Annotated in this window: 16 protein-coding genes and 1 tRNA gene; 10 read left to right on the plus strand and 7 right to left on the minus strand. The window is 33.8% G+C overall.

The annotated features are described in order from the left end of the window. Positions 1–24 precede the first annotated feature (24 nt). Together EXC55_RS02450 and EXC55_RS02455 are read right to left on the minus strand one after the other, a co-directional pair. Positions 25–2220: an MYPU_1760 family metalloprotease gene (locus EXC55_RS02450; RefSeq protein WP_129623092.1), complete on the minus strand. Its 2196-nt coding sequence runs from the start codon at positions 2218–2220 to the stop codon at positions 25–27. 116 nt (positions 2221–2336) lie between these two features. After that, positions 2337–4565 carry an MYPU_1760 family metalloprotease gene (locus EXC55_RS02455; protein ID WP_129623093.1) on the minus strand — a complete coding sequence of 743 codons (2229 nt, stop codon included), beginning with the start codon at positions 4563–4565 and terminating at the stop codon, positions 2337–2339. A gap of 302 nt (positions 4566–4867) precedes the next feature. Between EXC55_RS02455 and rpmF the strand changes: the two genes are divergently transcribed. From rpmF to EXC55_RS02480, 5 genes are all read left to right on the plus strand, one after another. Further along, complete coding sequence (rpmF, locus tag EXC55_RS02460; protein ID WP_129623094.1) at positions 4868–5074, plus strand: 50S ribosomal protein L32; 207 nt, start codon at positions 4868–4870, stop codon at positions 5072–5074. Positions 5075–5135: 61 nt separating this feature from the next. Next, entirely contained in the window at positions 5136–5597 is a 462-nt protein-coding gene (locus EXC55_RS02465) for an L-threonylcarbamoyladenylate synthase (RefSeq protein ID WP_129623095.1), read from the plus strand. A 43-nt stretch (positions 5598–5640) separates the two neighbouring features. Next, the gene (gene prfA, locus EXC55_RS02470; protein WP_129623096.1) at positions 5641–6720 is read left to right on the plus strand and encodes a peptide chain release factor 1; all 1080 of its coding nucleotides are present in this window, start codon (positions 5641–5643) and stop codon (positions 6718–6720) included. Between the two features lies 1 nt (position 6721). Continuing rightward, positions 6722–7462, plus strand: coding sequence for a peptide chain release factor N(5)-glutamine methyltransferase (gene prmC / locus EXC55_RS02475; RefSeq protein ID WP_268809122.1), 741 nt, complete (start codon positions 6722–6724; stop codon positions 7460–7462). Positions 7463–7476: 14 nt separating this feature from the next. Beyond that, positions 7477–7692 (plus strand): phosphopantetheine-binding protein, encoded by a 216-nt coding sequence (locus EXC55_RS02480; RefSeq protein ID WP_129623098.1) that lies wholly within the window; start codon positions 7477–7479, stop codon positions 7690–7692. A 48-nt stretch (positions 7693–7740) separates the two neighbouring features. Here EXC55_RS02480 and EXC55_RS02485 read toward each other — a convergent pair whose 3' ends face one another. Further along, the gene (locus EXC55_RS02485) at positions 7741–7980 is read right to left on the minus strand and encodes a TM2 domain-containing protein (RefSeq protein ID WP_129623099.1); all 240 of its coding nucleotides are present in this window, start codon (positions 7978–7980) and stop codon (positions 7741–7743) included. A gap of 379 nt (positions 7981–8359) precedes the next feature. On the opposite strand from EXC55_RS02485, the gene EXC55_RS02490 reads away from it, so the two are divergent. The 5 genes from EXC55_RS02490 (at position 8360) to EXC55_RS02510 (ending at position 13552) form a co-directional block, all read left to right on the plus strand. Next, positions 8360–8434, plus strand: a tRNA-Trp gene (locus EXC55_RS02490). A gap of 387 nt (positions 8435–8821) precedes the next feature. After that, positions 8822–10207: an ABC transporter ATP-binding protein gene (locus EXC55_RS02495; RefSeq protein ID WP_129623100.1), complete on the plus strand. Its 1386-nt coding sequence runs from the start codon at positions 8822–8824 to the stop codon at positions 10205–10207. Continuing rightward, entirely contained in the window at positions 10182–11021 is an 840-nt protein-coding gene (locus EXC55_RS02500) for an ABC transporter permease (RefSeq protein WP_129623101.1), read from the plus strand. Before EXC55_RS02495 ends, EXC55_RS02500 begins: the two co-directional genes overlap by 26 nt. Further along, positions 11014–11853, plus strand: a complete 840-nt coding sequence (locus EXC55_RS02505) for an ABC transporter permease (RefSeq protein ID WP_129623102.1) — start codon at positions 11014–11016, stop codon at positions 11851–11853. Before EXC55_RS02500 ends, EXC55_RS02505 begins: the two co-directional genes overlap by 8 nt. Further along, positions 11846–13552, plus strand: a complete 1707-nt coding sequence (locus EXC55_RS02510) for a type 2 periplasmic-binding domain-containing protein (RefSeq protein ID WP_129623103.1) — start codon at positions 11846–11848, stop codon at positions 13550–13552. The genes EXC55_RS02505 and EXC55_RS02510 overlap by 8 nt, the downstream gene beginning before the upstream one ends. Before the next feature lie 39 nt (positions 13553–13591). On the opposite strand, the gene EXC55_RS02515 is transcribed toward EXC55_RS02510, so the two are convergent. The 4 genes from EXC55_RS02515 to secDF all read right to left on the minus strand — a co-directional run bounded on the left by EXC55_RS02515 (position 13592) and on the right by secDF (position 19020). Beyond that, positions 13592–14998 carry an HAD family acid phosphatase gene (locus EXC55_RS02515; protein WP_129623104.1) on the minus strand — a complete coding sequence of 469 codons (1407 nt, stop codon included), beginning with the start codon at positions 14996–14998 and terminating at the stop codon, positions 13592–13594. Positions 14999–15127: 129 nt separating this feature from the next. Next, positions 15128–15394 (minus strand): 30S ribosomal protein S15, encoded by a 267-nt coding sequence (gene rpsO, locus EXC55_RS02520; protein ID WP_129623105.1) that lies wholly within the window; start codon positions 15392–15394, stop codon positions 15128–15130. 95 nt (positions 15395–15489) lie between these two features. Then, on the minus strand, positions 15490–16353 hold the full coding sequence (locus tag EXC55_RS02525; protein ID WP_129623106.1) for an FAD synthase: 864 nt from the start codon (positions 16351–16353) through the stop codon (positions 15490–15492). An 84-nt stretch (positions 16354–16437) separates the two neighbouring features. Then, positions 16438–19020, minus strand: coding sequence for a protein translocase subunit SecDF (gene secDF, locus EXC55_RS02530; RefSeq protein WP_129623107.1), 2583 nt, complete (start codon positions 19018–19020; stop codon positions 16438–16440). Positions 19021–19107: the final 87 nt, after the last annotated feature.

Here is a 19107-nt window from a genome sequence, read left to right on the forward strand (position 1 = left end):
AGCAAAATGTTAAGAACTTGTGTTTTAGCTTATGAGATTGTCTTTTCACCACAAGGTGTAAGTGTTGTTAGGAGTTTTGCGTGTAATAAATTCGTAGTTGTATTCGCTTTCATCAGTAATTCATAAGTTGCGGTCAGAATTAGTCAGTGGTCGTGCAGGCAATGGTGATGTTGGTGTGAAGGAATTATAGGTATCGCTAAGCTCGCTAATCAATTCGTTGTCTTCAGCAATTTGGTTGTTGTTGGTATCTTTCCACAAGTAAATTTGGGCATCAGTTTTAATTTTGCTGCGGTCGAAGTAGTCTGTCACATAAGTTGCAACTTTTTTAACTTCAAAATCTCGACCATTAGATAAAACATCGCTTGGCAATAAAGTTTGCAAACTAGCGTGGGGCGCAAAGGTATTTGCCGGCGTTTGAAGACCGCGGAAGTTGACAAATGGTAAATAATTAATTTTGACAGTAGTTTTCTTGTTATCTGCTTCTTTAAAGACAAACCCGCTGTAATCAGTGCCATCAAGGTAACCAGTGAAACGCAGCTGGCTCACTATGCTAGGTGTATAGTCAGCAGTATAACCAGAAGCAATGGTGGTTTTGTTAGCGACTTTGAAGTCAGCTTTAGATTTTAGTTGCGCAATCACTTTACCGTAACCCATAGTTTCGAGGAACAAACGATAAAACTTGCGGTAAGTAGGTTCTTGATCAGCGGCCACTGGAATTCACACATCATTAGCAAAAATACGTGTGTTAGGATCAGCGGTATGTTCGCTAGTAGCTGCTAGTGGGTAGGTACGTCCCCAGTCGGTAACGAAAGTGTTGTTGGTATATAAATATTCAAACCCGTTGTTATTAGGTGAAGGTTGAACATATCCTGACACATAGAAGTTTTGGTAAGGTTTATACGTGCTGCCTTCCTTGTTGTTTCAGTTAATGTTAGTGTCAGTAGCATCGTAGTAAATTGGGATGTAAGAATATTTTTGTCATTCACGAGGAATTAATTCTTCGAATGAATAGTAATATTTCAAAGAATCAAGTTTGGCTTTCCCAATTATTAGTGACTTTACTTTAACTGGTGCTGGCCCAAAAAAAGTGTCGATTTCAGTTTCTAAATCATCTGATGGTGTAAAAGTAATTTCTTTTTCACCATCAGCATTAGTTTCCGCAATCGCATCCAAACGTTGGTAAATTTCTTTGTAAGTAGCAAAGTCGGTGGTATTAGCTAAAGCAAAAATGTCGCTAGTTGACACACGGGCATTACCAATAAAGTTGTCGTTGGTGACATCAAAGTTACCATAACGCGCTATCTTACCGTTGGCTCGTTCAATGTAGGTGGGGTCATAACCAGTTGAATCATCGTAGTGTAAATATGTTTTGAATTTGTCAAAGAAGTCTTTGTAAAAGTATGATTTGCTAACTTTGACGTTTTGCGCAGTAGCGCTAGCTAAGTCGTTATATTCAAACGTAGTGTTGGCGGCCACAGTTTTATCTTGGAGGTCACCAATTTCCACATAAGAATTAGATCAGTGGTGAGTGTATTCGTGGTAAAGTGTAGAGTGTAGTCCAATTACTTTTTGCTTGAGTGAAAAAGTTTTTTCTGTAAAAGTAGTTGCGTCGAGATTAATCACTTGCATCGCAGGTAAATACAATCCTGCAACATTTGGGGTAAAAGCATAAGGATAGTTCACATTTACCAGATTAAGAAAAACAATTTCTGGTCCAAAAGGTTGAAGCGCATAAAAATAGTTCGCAAGCAAAATTAATCCCGAAAAACCTAGCGCATAGTAAGCAACGTTTTTTACACTGCCATCAGCTTGGCGTTCTGTGCGCACACGGTAAACATGATCAACTCATTTAATTTTGAAAATTGGGTCGGTGTAAGTCACGGCGAAATTATTTTCAGAATATTCAACCTTACCTAACTTTAATCAGTTACGTGGGTCTTGATTAAGTTTGTTAATAAGTTGCTTGGTTTCACTGCTAAGAATATTTTCGTGTTCAATGTCCTCTAAATTAAGTGGCAAAAAGTCACTTGAATTTAGTTTATAATCATCAACAACTTTATTAAGTTGGAGTTTATTTTCAAATGCTTTGACAAGCCCATCAGCTAGAACTTCCTGATTACTTGCTTCAGTTGAGGAGAAAACATTACAGCTAGCAGAAACAAGCGAAAGTGCACTGATGGGAGCAGCAAGAAATGGTCATAATTTAATTTTTTTCTTCATATTTACCTCCATTTTTCTTTTGAAAAATTGCTACGAATTTAAATAAAAAAAGAAGCGAAATTATCTTTAGTTAAGCAATAAGCCTATATTATAAGAATATTTGTAAAACAAGTCGCTTAATTTGAAGTTAATTTCTCATTTTTTCAGCTTAAAGTGTAAGTTGTACTCTGGTCATTTGGAATAGCTTTTACTGTCCAAACAGATTGTAGTGGTGTCAACTGGTTCATAAAAGTATTGCTGCTATCCAAAATTGTACGCTGAGGCAAAGGATTAGTTGGCGCAAAAGAATTGAAATTAGCGGCAAAGTCATAAATTAACTCGTTGTCTTCAACTAAATTATTTTGGTTTAGGTCTTTTCACAAGGCCATTTTGGTATCAGTGCGGGTAAGTAAATTAAGATCAAAATTTTCTGTTACATATGGCGCAAGTTTTTTGGTTTGTTGTCCATTACTAAGTTCACTTAAAACAGAACTTGGCGTCATAATTTCAAAATTACTTAAATTAGTGGCTGGTTTGTTTAAGCCGTTAAAATTACTAAAAGGTAAATATTTGATTTTGGCAACTTTTTTAGTTTCACCGTTAACAAAAACTCAACCTGTGTAATCTAAATTTGGTAAAAAACCAATTATTTTTTTGTAATTATTGGCTAATTTAATTTTGTCAATTGCTTTTAAATATTTCTTAGATAATTCATTATTTTCCACAAATTTTTGATGTGTAGTTGAACCAATTTGTGTAATCAATTTTCCGTATCCCATTGTGTTTAAGAATAATTTGTAAAATTTTAAATAACTAGGTTGATCTGAATTAAGGTCTAACCAAATGTCATTTGAGAAAGCTCTATCAACTGTGTGGGCTTTTGGATCATTAAGATTTAAATTGCTAGTAGTTCTGAACCAATCTTGGGCAAAAGCGCTGCGAATTGGAACAAACTGCAACAATGGTTCATTTTTTTTGTAAAATGAACCATAAAAATTTGTTTCACTAATGTAATTGCCGTGAATTTTGCTCTTGCCTCTAGTTTCGTCTCATTTGTAATAGGGAACGAAAGCATATTTCCTTCACTCTCGACCTACTAATTCGGAAAATAAATAATAAAAATAAACAAAATTTAAAAACGTTTGACTATAACCGTCTTGAATTTCGTTGTAAAAACTTTCAACGTATCACGGAGCGGACGAGGTGTTTGGTAAAAGATCATTAGGCTTTAAATATGGTAAAAAACCTACGATGTAATTTTGATTTTGAATTTTCTTAAGTTCTTCTCTAAGTTTATTTACTTCAGTTAAGTTGGTAGAATTTGCTAAGATGAATAAATCGCTCGTTTTTATCTTGGCTTTGCCAATGAAATTCGCGACATTGACTTCTTTGTTATTAAATACTTCTTTGCCATCAAGCTCTTCAATAACAAAATCAGTTTGGCTCGAATCGCTAAAATTTAAAAGTGTTTTAAAATCATTCACAAAAGTGGATAAATAATTATCTGTTTTTGAAGTACTGTGTTTGCGCCCATCAGCAGCCAACGCTGTAAATTCTTGGTTGTAATCGAGATTTGAAACATAAGTGTTTGTTCAATGTTTCATATAAGTACTAAAAAGCATTTCTTGAGCAATTTGTACTTTTTCGCGCAAAGAAAACCCTTTTTCCGATCATGCTGCCATATTTACATTAATACTGTTTGATTCAGGGAAATATTCAATCAAGACCTTTTTTTGTTTTTGGTTAGCGTTATTAATGTTAATAGTACCTAGAAAGGCAATTTCGGGACCAAAACTTTGTTTTGCTAAAAAGTGATTTGCCAATAATGCTAAGCCATTTTTTCCAAGGGTAAATCTTGGTGCACGTACAAGTTTTAGTTGCGACTGCTCAACATCAAATTCAGTTTTTACACCTATGCCATAAGCATATTCAACAAATTTAATTCCAAAAAGAGGATCAATATAAGTTAATTGATATTCGTTAGGATTCTCAAGAAAATTTTGTTCTGCTAATCATTTTTCTGGTTGCTCATTAAGGCTTGAAATTAGTTTTTCTACTTGATTAGAAAGCAAGTTATCTTTTCTAATTGTTTCTATGTCTAGCTTTAAAAAATCACTTGGCGAAACAGTCATAGGATCAGGCAAGGTGTTGAGTTCAAGTGTATCTTCAAATGGTGTAAAAACCCGTTCGAGTTTCTCATCAAAAACTTGTTCTGATGGTGCTTCCACTATTATGTTTCTTTGTGGCGCAGAAGTAATAACTGTCTGATTAGGTTTGAATGCGAAATAACCTACTAAAGCCGTGATTCCGACTAAACCGACAACAGCGCTCCCAATTATTCATCGTTTAGAATTATTTTTTTTCATAACTTAGTTCACCTCAAATTTAATGAATTATACTCAATAAAAAATTCTTTTTGATTTTCTTAAAGGGACGAATTCTTTAAATAACGCTATAAAATAGTATTATTGAAGTAACTGACTAAATTATCAACGTAGTTCTTTCTTTTTGATTTTGCAATTTTTAGGTAAAATTTGTCATATTAAAGGCGAGCGGAAAGTTTTATAGTTTTTAATAACTATTTTTTAATTTTGCTCTATAATACATAAACATATTTTGATAAGCAACAAACATTTTGATACTTTTCAATTTTAGAGAAGGAGAAAGTATGGCTATAGTTCCAAAACGTAAGACATCTAAGCAACGTAAACGTAAAAGACGTACACACGATAGCTTACCAGTACAAAACTTAATCTCATGTAAACAATGTTCACAAATGATTCAACAACACACTGTTTGCTACTCATGTGGATATTACAAGGGTGAAAAAGTTGAAGGGTACAAAAGTCTTGATGCACGTTCACAAAGTGAATAATTAATTGAGAACATATCGAAGAGATATGTTTTTTATTGCTTTAAACACAAAGGAAACAAAAATGAATAAATGAGACTCGATTTTTATTTGCGATACTGACACAGTTTGCGGTATTGGTGGGCCGGTTAACTCACAAACTTTAACTTTATTATATGAAGCCAAACACCGCCCCTTAGAAAAGAAAATAATGATTTTAGTTGGTTCGCTAGCACAAGCACAAATTTTTCCGCAATGAAATCAAAACGCTACAGAGTGAGCACAAAAGCATTGGCCAGGCGCATATTCAATAATTGTGAATAACCAAGGATTTCGAATGCCAAACTGCGAAAAATTGTGTCAATTTTTAATCAAAAATGGTCCAATGTATGTTTCAAGCGCCAATATTTCGGGGTCAGCTCCAATTCATTTAAATGAAGCTCAAAAAACTTTTCCTTTTATTAATAATGTTTATTCTTTTGATTGCACGCACAGCGACAAACCAAGTCAAATTTTTAACTTAGACACCAATGAGTGAATTCGCTAAAGTTGCCAACTTTAAAGCTAAGTCCTTATATATAATATAAACTATGGAAAAAACAATATATAACTCTTTATTAGACATTCGTAATTCGTATAATCGTTTAAACGAAAAATTAAATGAAGAGAGCGTGATTAATAACATCAAAGAGTATGCTCGCATTAATAAAGAAATTAACAAAATCAAAGAAATTACCTTGAAATTTAATGAATATGAAGCGATTTTAAATGATATTGAGACTGCAAAAGAGATGCTCTCTTCAAAAAACGAAGAGGAAGTATTGTTTGCTAAAACTATTCTAGAGGAAAATCAAGTCAAAATTGAAACTCTAGAACAAGAATTAAAAATTTTAATTCTACCTAAAGATGAAAATGATGACAAAAATGTAATTGTCGAAATTAGAGGGGCCGCAGGTGGTGATGAGGCTAACATTTTCGCCGGTGACTTATTCAGAATGTATTCAAAATATTGTGATGAATTAGGTTTTAAAGTTAAAGTGGTTTCAACGTCAGCTGCTAGCGCCGGTGGCTTTAGTCAAATCATATTTTCGATTAAGGGTGAAAATGCTTATTCAAAATTGAAATTTGAGAGCGGTGTTCACCGTGTGCAACGTGTTCCTGTTACTGAAAGTTCCGGTCGAATTCATACTTCCACATCGACAGTAACTGTGATTCCTGAAATCGATGATACAGTCGACATTGAAATCAAACCAAATGACATAAAAATTGATACTTATCGCTCTAGTGGAGCTGGTGGTCAGTCAGTTAATACAACTGACTCAGCTGTGAGAATTACACACATTCCAACTGGGATTGTTGTTACTTCACAGGATGAACGTAGTCAAATTGCGAACCGAGAAACGGCAATGACGGTGTTAAAATCTAAACTTTACGATCTTGAAATGGCTAAGAAAAACGAAGAGGAAGCCGGTTATCGTAAATTAGCAGGTCAAGGTGATCGTAGCGAAAAAATTAGAACTTATAACTATCCTCAAGATCGTGTCACTGATCACAGAATCGGTTATTCAACATCACTTAAACAAGTAATGGAAGGAAAATTACAAAACATCATTGATGCGTTACTTACGGAAGAACAAAATCAAAAAATTAAAGAAGCTGGACTTATCTAAATTAAAAGAATCCAAAGAACTTTTATTAAAGGAAAAAGCAAAATATGATTTGCCCTTAACAGTTAGTCAAAGAGAACTAAAACTATTAGCTCAAAACAAACCAATTCAGCACATCATTGGTTTTATAGATTATACTGACGTCAAAATCAAAGTTAATCAAAACGTGTTAATTCCTCGATATGAAACAGAAGAACTTATTTATCTAGCTTCAGAAATAATAAGGTCAATACCACACATAAAACAACCAAAAATTCTTGATTTGTGCACTGGTTCGGGTTTTATTGGTTTTTCATTGAAGAAAAAATTTCCTCAAGCACAAGTTGTGATGACGGATATTAGCAAAAAAGCTTTAAAAATAGCAAGATACAATGCGCGCAAAAATTTTGGCAAAAGTTTTCGTCAAATTAAAATTTTACATAGAAACCTATTTCATAGGATTAAAGGAAATTTTGACTTAATAATAGCAAATCCGCCGTATTTAGACAAAAATGACGTTACTGTGGAAGAAAGCGTTAGAAACAATGAACCTTTAATTGCTTTGTTTGCTGCAAAAAAAGGGTGAGATATCTATGAAAAGATTCTTGCAAATTCCAAAAAATATTTTTCAAATAATCCTTATGCAAAACTCTTAATGGAAATTAATCCATTGCATAGCAACAAATGGCAACAAATAATTGACTGTAAAATAATCAAAGATATAAATGGTAAAAATCGTTTTGTTAAACTAGATAAGAACTATTAAAGGAGAGAATATTTATGGAAGAAAAAATTATTGCGAAAATTCAGACTAAAACAAAAGCTAAAGTTACTCCTAATTCAACTTTGAAAGAACTAAAAATCGATTCGCTTGATATCGCTGAATTAATTTTTGATATGGAAAATGAATTAAAAGTTACATTTAATGATGAAGAATTAACTAAACTTCAATCGGTGCAAGATATTGTAGATTTAGTAAAAAAGACGACTAAATAAAGCGAAGAAAAATGTTAAAAAAATAGGACAAGCCTATTTTTTTTATTTCTATCATTTAGAAACTGCGCCACCATGTTTATCAATTGTTTTACCGGCTGCAGCTAAACAAATGTCGAGCAATCAGAGAATTCCAAAGCAGCCGAGTGTTAATAATTTCACTAATCCAAATCCAACTCTTCCGACGTAAAATCTGTCAATCCCTAACTGTCCAAAGAAAATGGCAAGAAGTAAATTTAGTAATCTGCTTTTATTTGAAACTGCTTGGGTTCTAACAATGTTATTTGACATTTTTCTCCTTTAAATAGTAAAGTTCATAAATTAAATAATGATGTCATTACTATCATATTTAAGAAAGATGTCTAGCAAAAAAAAAAAAAAAACGAGTAATTTATGAAAAATTTTCACTTTTTTGTCATAAAACGTAAATTTTAATGAAAATGTGTTTAATTTTGCGTAAATTTTACATTCAACACACAAGTAAAAAAAATTGAATTGCCTTTTTGTATTCTTTTTTAAATTTTTAGTTTGAAAACCTATTTTAAGGCTTAGTTTTTTTGTGTTAATTTTAAGAATATATCTATGGTATAGGGCTAAATTTCAAATTTTTTGTAAATTTTTTAATGACTTAGTTTTCTGTTTTTTGTTATATAATTTATCAGTAAATCGTAGGAGTGTAGTTCAACGGTAGAACAACGGGCTTCAACCCCGTGTGTTATGGGTTCGAATCCTGTCACTCCTGCCATTTTTTTTATTACTTTTTTGACATAATTTCACAAAATTTTCGTGTCAACAACATATGCACAAAAAAACTTTATTGCTATATGTAAATATTATTAATATTGAAACTTTATGTCTTATAATTTGCAACATGAAAATTGCAAAGTATTGAAAAAAAGATAAATGAATTTCAAAACAAATCTTATCTTATTTCAACGTGGATAAAATTCCCTCGTTGCATTTTTACGCCGTAGAATATACCCAGGATATTTTTGATAGAGTCCCCCCTTTAAAATAATTAGAAATAGCTATTTTTTATTTTTTAGTTTATTCTAACTATTTTTTTGTTGCTTTTAAATCAACCGATTGCCTTGTGCAGTTGCTTTTAGTTATTTACAAGACAAGGAGAAATATGTCGCAGAAAATTAATTCGCAACACATTATTGAACTCAAAGGTGTTGTTAAAGAATTTGATGATAAATTAGTGCTTGACCATGTTGACTTAAAAATTAACCGTGGTGAATTTGTTACCTTGCTTGGACCTTCAGGTTCTGGTAAAACTACTATTCTTAGATTGATTGCGGGTTTTGAATGAGCAACTCGTGGTGAAATTAAATTTAACGGTTTAGACATTAAAGACCTACCAGCTCACGCTCGTGATCTTTCAACCATTTTCCAAGACTATGCACTTTTTCCTCACTTAAATGTTGAAGGAAACATTAAGTATGGTTTGATGCTCAAAAGAAAACCAAAAGAAACCATTGCTCCTGAACTTTATGATTTATTAAAACAAAAACAAGCAATGTGAAAAGAAAGAGCAAAAGCCGAAATGGCTAAGCTTGATGTCATTCAAAAAACATACTTGCAAGAGATGTCAAAGTTCAAGCCAACTAGCTACCAATACAAAAAACGTCAAAAATGACTTGACGAATCAGACTTTAAATATTCATACTGAGAATACTATTCAAACTTACAAACCGAAAAGTTTGAGAAAAAATACTTAACTAGAAAACTTACTAAGCAAGAAATTAACGATGAAGTGGCAAAAATTGTGCATTTAGTCGGTCTTGAAGGTAGCGAGAAAAAAGCCATCAGCGAACTTTCAGGTGGAATGAAACAAAGAGTTGCCCTTGCTCGTTCATTGGTTATCGAGCCTGCCATCTTGCTTTTAGACGAACCTCTTAGTGCACTTGATGCCAAAATTCGTCAAAAGATGCAAATTTTATTGAAAGATATCCAACGTAAACTTGGTCTTACTTTTATTTTTGTTACCCACGACCAAGACGAAGCCCTTGAACTTTCGGACAGAGTAGCAATCGTGCGTGATGGAAAAATTGAACAATATGACACACCAAAAGCAATTTATGACTACCCAATTAACAAGTGAATTGCAAACTTTATTGGTGATTCAAATATTTTCAATGGTGTTTTTCACGCTGACGGAACTGTAACTTTCCTTGATAATAAAACTTACAAAACTATTCACGAAGCGAGAGAATTTTCAGATGGACAAGAAGTTGATGTGTTGATTCGTCCGGAAGACATTGACGTTTTGGATACAAATCGTGAACAAAACGACCGCTTACTTGGTACTATTCTCGAATCTTCATACCGTGGTAGTTACTACTATTTAAAAATTCAATTATCATCAAAACACATAATTTATGTGGAAACTGCAAAAAACTTTGCAGTTGGCGAAAAAGTTTATTTAAGCTGAACAATCGATTCGATTCACCTAATGCACAAAGACAAAAAGTGAGATTACACTAAAGATGAAAACCACCAAACTGGTGAGTAAACTCGCTTTAAATCGTCGTTTAGCTTTATTAATTCCTTTTGCCATTATTGCAATCTTTTTCATCATCTTGCCAATTATTTTAATTTTAGTTAATGCTCTTACTGCGCATGATGATTTTGATGCTTGGTCATTAGTTAAAGATAACTCAACCTGAGTAAAAATCGGACGTAGTTTAAAAATTGGAATTTTAAGTTCAATTATTTGCTTGTTCCTTGGTTTTCCTTATGCGTACTTAATTGCACGGAGCAAAAATCCTTACTTACCAATTTATGGAATGAGTTTGATTATTAGTCCAATGATCATTTTCACCATTGCTCGTATTTATGCAATTAGAGGCTTTTTCCTCTCAATAGTGGCTGACGAAAACACCTTGAATGCCGAATGATTTATGGTTTTGGCTTTAACTTACCTTAACTTACCATTTATGATTATGCCTTTATATTCAGTGTTTCGTGATATGCCTAACAACATTTTGGAAGCAAGTGAAGACTTAGGTTACAATAAATTTCAAACTTTAATTAAAGTAGTAATTCCCTACTCACTCAAAGCAATTATTAGTGGTTTTGGTTTAATTTTTCTTTCTTCAGCAACCAACTTTGTAATTAGTGACAAGTTGTTGCCAAATAAAAACCAACTCCAAATGATTGGTTCAGTGATTAATGATTTTTCAGTAGCGTCAAATAAATTTGCCTTGGCGCGTGGTAGTGCGCTTGTGCTTATTGTGTCGGCAATTTTCATTGGCGCCTACGCTTTGATTCAATACTTACCAAAGTTAATTTCAAAATTTAACAAGAGAGGATGAAAATATGAATAGATTTTTTGCCTTTCTTAAACACTCATATGTGTACTTGATTTTAATTTTTACTTACATTCCCCTTTTGTTTGCAGTAATTTTTTCATTCAACAAACCTAGTGAAAAGGGCTTTCTTAGTTTTAGTTTTAATTCCTTTTCAAATGATGCTTACAATAATTTGTTTGCCGACGGACGCGACACAGCGTTGTTAAATAGTTTTATTATTGCGCTTTGCACCGCGATTTTGGTGGTTTCTATTTCACTTGTGACAGTTTATGCAATGTGAAAACAACGTAACAAAAAATACGGTGCTGTAGTTAAAAGTATTAACAATATTCCTTTAATTAACCCTGACAACATTACTGCCATTGGTTTAGTACTTGTGTTTTCAATTTTATTTGGATCACTTGCTGCTACGAGTGAAGGTTTATTTAGAGGAATCGTTGGCCACGCCATCATGGCACTTCCTTACGGTGTAACTCTAATGTATCCTCGCAGCGAAAAATTTAATCGTTCTTTACTCGAGGCTTCGCAAGATTTAGGTTACAACAAATTTAAATCATGATTTAAAACTTATTTTGTGTACATGTTACCAGTAATTATTTTTGCGGGTACAGTTGCTGCAATTCTTTCGTTCGATGACTTTATTATTTTGCGTACAATCACTAACACATCAACTTTAGGTACCAAACTTTACGAAGGTGAATTCCAAGTGTGAGCCTTAGCGCTTGGTTCAGTGTTAATGTTTATTACTATTGCCGGCAACGCAATTTACATCTGAAGAAAAGCACATTTAGTCAAAAAAGCTAAAAAAATTAAAAATGCACAGAAAAAAGGTGGCCACAATGAGTAAATGAAAGAGTTTTACGAATTTTGTCAAAAGCAAAATACTCACCAAAACAGTAGGTTATTCAGCTTTAGGTGCTGTTACTGCCGCTTCACTCATTGGCGCTCTTTCATACAAAGTAAGCGCTCCCTTTAAACCTAGTTTTTACAACTACAAACAATATATTTCTGACGAAGTAAGAGATGTTATTTCTAAACACTTTGACTTTAAAGAATTTGACACTTTGAATCAGTTCACTAACGCAATTTTAACTAGAAAAGCTGTGGCAGGAATTGGTTCAGACTCGCAAGCTGTGACTTTAATTCAAAAAGGTCAGTTACAAAAATTAAATTTCCATAAACTTTTCCCACAACTTATCAGTGAAGAAGAAACCAAAGACGATAATTTAGTAGCACAAAAACTCAAAAGCGTGTACAGCGAATCAGTGTGAGAACACTTACAAGCCTATGATAAAGACTTAACGGTCGATGACACTGGTAAAAAATATGATGGACCACAACGTCACTTGTGACAATACTTTGTACCGTATTTTGTACAAGATATGGTAGTAGCCTACAATCCTGCTAAAGTTTTAAATCGCAAAAACAAGGGTTCAGTTGCTTATGATGCTAATATGGACTTTAAGCAAATTTACGAATTTGACCGCAAAATTATCAGTGACTTAATTTCTACTGAACAGCAAAATGATCCTAAATGAAACGGGCGTGAGTTTTCACTTTATAGTATTCTCAAAGTTTTACGTGCAAATGGCTTTGAAAATATGGAAGCAACTGATGCGGTGCGTGACAATATGGTTTACGGATCTGCCTTTAAAAAAGATGCGAACAACAACTACACTGATATTTATCAAACTGGTGAAGCTGATAATTTTTCAAGTCAAACCTCATATTCATCATTTAAACAACTCATCGATCAGTACAAAGATTTAATTGAAAGTGCTACTGGTTATTCGCTCCAAGATCCACACATTAATTTCATTGGTAGTGGTGGTGAGTTAGTTGACAAAATTAGTGATCCAACTACAGCAATTGACTTTGGTACTATTTACAACGGCGATGCTTTTGATGCTTATTTTGCTAATGACAACCACTCAAATGCTCGTGATGGTCAAATTCGTTACTTGCGCCCTAAAAATAACTTAGTTCTTGTTGATGGTTTTATTATTGTTAACGGTATTAATGATGAATTCACCGAAAAGGCCTATGAAGTAGCAAAAAACAGCTTCATTAATGGCATTGATGACGCTGACTGGAGCGATAATAGCGAAGATGAAAATCCTGAAGATTATCTTGCTTACGTGAACTTTGACACAGTTGGTTATACGCCGGCTTACAAACAATTAATTAATTATGTCAAAGAAAATTATTTTACTGGTTATATTGATCCTGAGGCGCAAGAGGCAGAAGCACGGGCAAAAGGTGAAGAAATTAATCCAGAAACAAGTTGAGTTTTACACGAAGGCAACAAATTAACACCAGAAGAATGAAAGCAAGCTTTAGAATATGAATCACACTATATTCAAGGCTTATTTGACATTACAAGCCATTATACAATTTGAATGCCAGGTACCACCGACCCAATTCATTTTCCTGAAAAACAAACCAATGAGTACACTTATACTGTAAAACATTCAGACATTAAACCAGTTAGTGCACGAACTTTAACTGATATCGAAGCTTATTGAAGTCAAAAAATAAAAAAATAAAAAAGAACCTCTTTCTGGTTCTTTTTTATTGCTTTCTGTTTAAAGAATAGGTTTATTGTCAGTTGGTGCTTTTTGATAATCTGGGGTCTCAGCAATTTTTTTCATAGCCTCGTAGAATTTTTTGAACTCACCATATCCATATGGTTCAGCTCAACCACCGTATTCTGCATTGCCAGGAATCATTACGTATGCTTGATTATAACTAAGATTCTTTCAGAATTTTTTAGGATCTTTTAACTTATTCTTGTCGTCAAAATCATCTTTTTGTGCGCTTTCATAGTCAAAGCTAAGTCCTTTGCTACCACCAAGAGCAAATAGTTTCATAAGAGCACCATTTGTTTCTTCAAGGTACACTTTTTTTCTGTCTTCATTTGAAAGTCCCTTAGTTCTACGATCAAAGAAGTCATTAAAGTTGTCGCCGATTTTCATAACGACTTTAAGTTTTACATTTTTACCAGATTTGTTATCTGTTTGGTTAAAATCTCAACCATTAGTGTTGTTGTCGACAGCGTTCATTCTGTCGTTTTTGTAGATCGAGCGACCAATTGCTTCAGCAACTTTTCAGTTTTCTCATGCTTTTCAAGGTGTCTTGTTGAATTCTTTGGTAAAAGTTGTATTTTTAGCAAGCGCTTTAGCCTCATCAGCACTTAGATTTTTTGTTTTTTCATCAGTTAGGTCAGCTGCGTTTTTCGGTGTATATGGCATTGCGCCACGCATTCAGAATTGAAAGTCTGCTACGTATTTGACGCCTAAAGCCTTAAGATTCTTCTTTATACCTTCAAGAGTTGTTTTTGACAAGTTAGTATCTGAGTTATACATTACCAAAGCACCATGTTCTTGCGTGTAGTTAATAAAGTCAACAGCACCAGGCACTTCGCGTCTGAAACCTTTTGCATCAAAAGTTTCTTTTACTTCAGTTTTGAAACCACCATTAAGCATTGCGTATGCTTCAGTGTAATCATTTTGTAAGACAGTTTCATCGATATCCATAAAAACAACTGGAATGACTTTGTCAGATGCAGGGTCGTCAACTTTTTGAGCTGTGTTGAAGTTTTGACTCCAGTCGAATTGAACAATTGAATCAGTTGACTCAGGTGTTGAAACTGTATCAGCAGGTTTTCTAAGGTTGTCTAGACCAAATTTTGCTTGTTCATATGCTTGAACTTTACCGAGATAACTTTCCACAGATTTAATGTATCAAATTACCGCGCCATAAGTACCAGCATCTTTTAAAATGGTGTTAATAAGATCAGCTTTTGCGTCGTTTTCTAATTCAAATTCGCTAATAGCGTCAGTAATAAATCTTTTTTTTTCATCATTTGACAAACTAGCAAATTGTGCGTTAATGTCTTGGTCTGGTTTGCTATTGTTGCAAGCAATCATTGTGAACGGTAAAGCGCCAGCGAGAACTGTACTTCCGGTTAAAATCAATTTCTTAAACTTCATAAATTTATTTCTCCTATTTTTACTTAATTATTTTAATTTATTTGTTAGTTGACTAAGAGAGCTAAGAAATAAAGTCTATGAAAAAAATATAAAAATATGAAAAACCAGCGCGAGGCTGGTTTTGTGAAATTATTTTCTAAGATTTAATTCACTCAATGCTTTTTGGTAAGCATCGAAATCTTCGCTTTTAAGGTGTTGAAGTAGCACACGACGACGATTAATTTTTGCTAAGAAACCACGTTTTGAGTGGTTGTCTTTAGGGTTCTTTTGGAAGTGAGGTTTTAAATCTTCGATTTCTGCTGTCAAAATTGCTACTTGTACAAGAGTGTTTCCTGTGTCTTTCGCGTTTTTGCCAAATTTTGCAACCAATTTAGCTTTATCAGCTTTAGTAATCATATTTTTTTCTCCTAATATGTTTTAACCTAGCTTAAATTTGCATTTAAACCAAGCATAAAATGTCTTGCAAATAATGCTAATAAATATTAGCATATTTATTTTGTTTTTGTAATACTTATAAAGAAATTTTTAGCTTCAATTAAATCCTGCTTTGTGATAACTTCTGCAGTTGTGTCAAAAAAACGCAATGCCTTAATAAATTGAATTGTGCAATTAACCAATATATCTATATTAAAGTTAAAATCGAGAAATTTGATTCACGCTTGCGTGTTGTATTGATACTTAAGCACAGCATAGTAAACAAACTCACCAATTTCAACGTTGACAATATAAACACCATGCTTGAGGTTAACTAAATCGTCTGCTTTAGTGACCAAAAATTCTTGTTCAGAAGTAGTGGTGAAACTTGCACTAAAACCATATTTGTACATATTTAGGTTGTTCACTAATTCAATTTCGCCTTGTTCCAAACTCTCTTTAAGTAGTGTCGTTGAAATTTTTTTGTTTGCAACTTTTAATTGTGATACCACGTGAACTTTATCTGCACCAAAACGATCCTTTAGTGTTGCGGGTGAACCAGATGCTCTAAAACCAAAACGAAAATCTTCACCACAAACAAAGTCAACGTTAGTTTGGTTTGCGACTAACGCATCAATAAACTCCTGTGGATTTCAATGCGCTAAGTGTTGATAATTTAGTGCAATTGCGTGCTCAAAATTTAAGTCAGCAAAAGCTTGTGCTCGAAAGTTTAAATCAGAAAAGATAGTTTGGTTTTTTGGCAAATGTTCGCAATCAGCAAAAAAGACTAACACCAGGTCACGTTGTGAGTTGGCAGTTAAACTTTGCGCGCTTTTTAACAGTTCATAGTGGCCTAGGTGGAATGCTTCAAATGAACCTAAAATATAGATGGGTTGGTTAAATTGAGGTAAATGAGAAAGCTCGTAAATTGTTAACGCCATTGCAAACAACCTCCCAAAGAACGTGAGTATAGTGTGTGTGAATTTGAAAAAAATATGCGTTGCCCACGCATATTTAGTTTTTAATTAGGCCACAAAATCATTAATACCAACAAAGACTTGTTCGTCTGGGCCTGGTAGTTTTCAGTATTTTTTATCCATTCTGGCTTGAATACCTTTTTGACGTCTAGTTTCAAGTTTAGTTCATAACCAGGTACAAATAAAGATTGAACTATAAGCTCCGATTGCTAAACCAAAAATCATTACTAGGTTGAAACTAAAGGCAGTTGCATCTTTGAAAGCAAGCAAGACAAGCACAGCGAGAATGGTTGTAAGTGAGGTAAAGAGACTACGTTTAATTGTGTCAACAATTGACGAGTTGGCGATTTCTTTCACTTGTGCTTTTGTGAGAACACCTGTGAAGGAAGTAGTATGAATTTTTTCCCGAATCCTGTCGAAAACAACAATGGTGTCATTGATTGAGAAGGCAATAATTGACAAGATGGCAGCTACTAAAATTGGTGAAAGTTGTAAACGAGTAACCACAATGAAAGCAACAGTAAGAATCACATCGTGCAACAAACCAACAATCGCCGCAATTGAGAAAGTTCATTTCAAACGCACAAGGGTGTAAGTGATAATACCAATAAAACTAATACCCACAGCAAGTAAAGCGTTTTTCACTAAGTTTTGTGCTTGCAGCGGACTAATACCGTAACTTCAAACGTTTAAGTCAGGGTATTGTTCTTTAATTGCGGCTTTAATACCATCAATTGAGTTAGTTAAATCTTGTGAAGTTTGAATGTCAAGTTTAAATCAAGTATTTGATGAGTTAGTAGCCTTAATAGTCAAGACATCAGCCATATTTTGAATACCAAGTTTCTCTTGATTATCAATTAGTCACTGGTGAATGTCTTGGGCTTCTGGCTGTGTAATTAGGTGGATATTTTGACCTTCAATTGAAATGTTGATCCCACCTTGAAACTCAAGCGAACGGTTGAAACCAGCTCACACGTCTTGTTGAGGTGCAGCAATAGTAACAAAGATAATTGTGCCAATTACTACAAAGAGCACTGACCCTAAGATAAATCACTTAGCTTTACCTACATAATCAAACTGACGGTAACGAGCGTTAGCTTTTAAATTATTGATTTTTTTGTACTTGATTCCAAGTAATCATAAACGTTTGTTGAAGTAACCTGTCCTTACGATTAAGTTAGCAAGCCATCTGGTTAAAAAGAGCATTACAACTAAAGTAAAGATCACCGAAAAGACTAGTGACAAGCTAAAACCACGAACGGTACTTGTACCAAAATAGAAGAGAATAAAGGAAACAATCAGCGTAGTTAAGTTCGCATCGATAATTGACGACATTGACATCCGCGAGGAATTTTTCATTGCTTTGATCAGTTTTTCGCCCGCGTAAACTTCAGACTTGAGCCGTTCAAATAAGATAATGTTGGCGTCAACACCAATACCAATTCCGATTACTAAAGCAGCAATTGTCACTGGTGAATATTCACCGCGTAAAATTGTGAACATTAATAAGGTTAAGAACATATAAAGTGCCATCGAGATGGTACTTAGTGCTCCTAACAATCCGTAGTTAACAATCATAAAGATTGCAATCAGTGCAAATACAATTGCACCAGCTAAAAGTGCTTTTTCAAACGAACCAGACACTGTGGAAGGGTTTATGTAGTTAGAAGATAAGAAATCTAATTCATATTTCGCAGTTCCAAAATTAATGTTGGAAGCAAGTTTTTTCGCAGTTTGCTCAGTAAAGTTTTGACCACTAATGGTGAATGATTCACCAGTCAATGGACCACTCACACGACCTTGCGAAATCAAGTAACTTTCACCATTAATTTCGTGGATTTTTAAACTATTAAAGCTTTGACCATCTTTCGAAAATGGTGAATTGGTCACGTAAACAAAGTTATATGGGTTTTCTTGAGCTTCTTTTCACTGCGTTGGGAATTCATCTTTGGCAATTTGAACAAGTTCATCAAGATTTAATCACATTAAAATTGTGCTTTGTGGCGCACGTGAAGCAACGTATTCGGTTGCTTTTGACCAGGCAATTTGCGCATCATTGTCAAGTAAGTCAACTTTAACTTCATAACCACCAGTTTGCTGAATATATTCAGCCGAAGCACCAGCAGGTTTGAGTGGTGGTACAAATTTGCTTATGTTTGCATAGTCTATTTTTTCTTGGTTTTCGTTAAATTGGCCATTGATAAACAATGGTGTCATATCGAGTGTTGTGAGCACTAAGGTTGGTTTGTCAGTAATGAGTTCTTCAAACTTTTTCCGCTCATCATCGCTTAAAGCACCATTTTTGGTGATGGTAATCTTACCATCATTTTGTGTTTGTACATTTACACCGTTAAAAGCAACCCCACCAGTTAGTCTACTATCAAGTTGGTCAGCTACGTTATTGGTGAATTCTTGTGTGACGTTTTCAGTTCCGTCCAAATTTTTAACTTGAACTAAAAATTCAACACCACCACCATATTCCACTGACTTGTTAACATTTTTCGACACATAAAACGTACTACCAAAGACAATCGCTAAGATAGCACTAATTAAGGTAATTACGGCAATGGTTACTCTCTTTCAGTTAGTAGGAGAAAACACATTCTTAAAAAAATTCTTAATTTTATGCATAAGCGATTTTAATTATATATAAAAATTAAATTATCTATATTTATAGTCAAAATTCTGAAGCAACGGCGACTAAAGAAATAAAAAAAG

The organism is Mycoplasmopsis columbinasalis (assembly GCF_900660705.1).
In the GTDB taxonomy this organism is placed as follows: domain Bacteria; phylum Bacillota_I; class Bacilli_A; order Mycoplasmatales; family Metamycoplasmataceae; genus Mycoplasmopsis; species Mycoplasmopsis columbinasalis.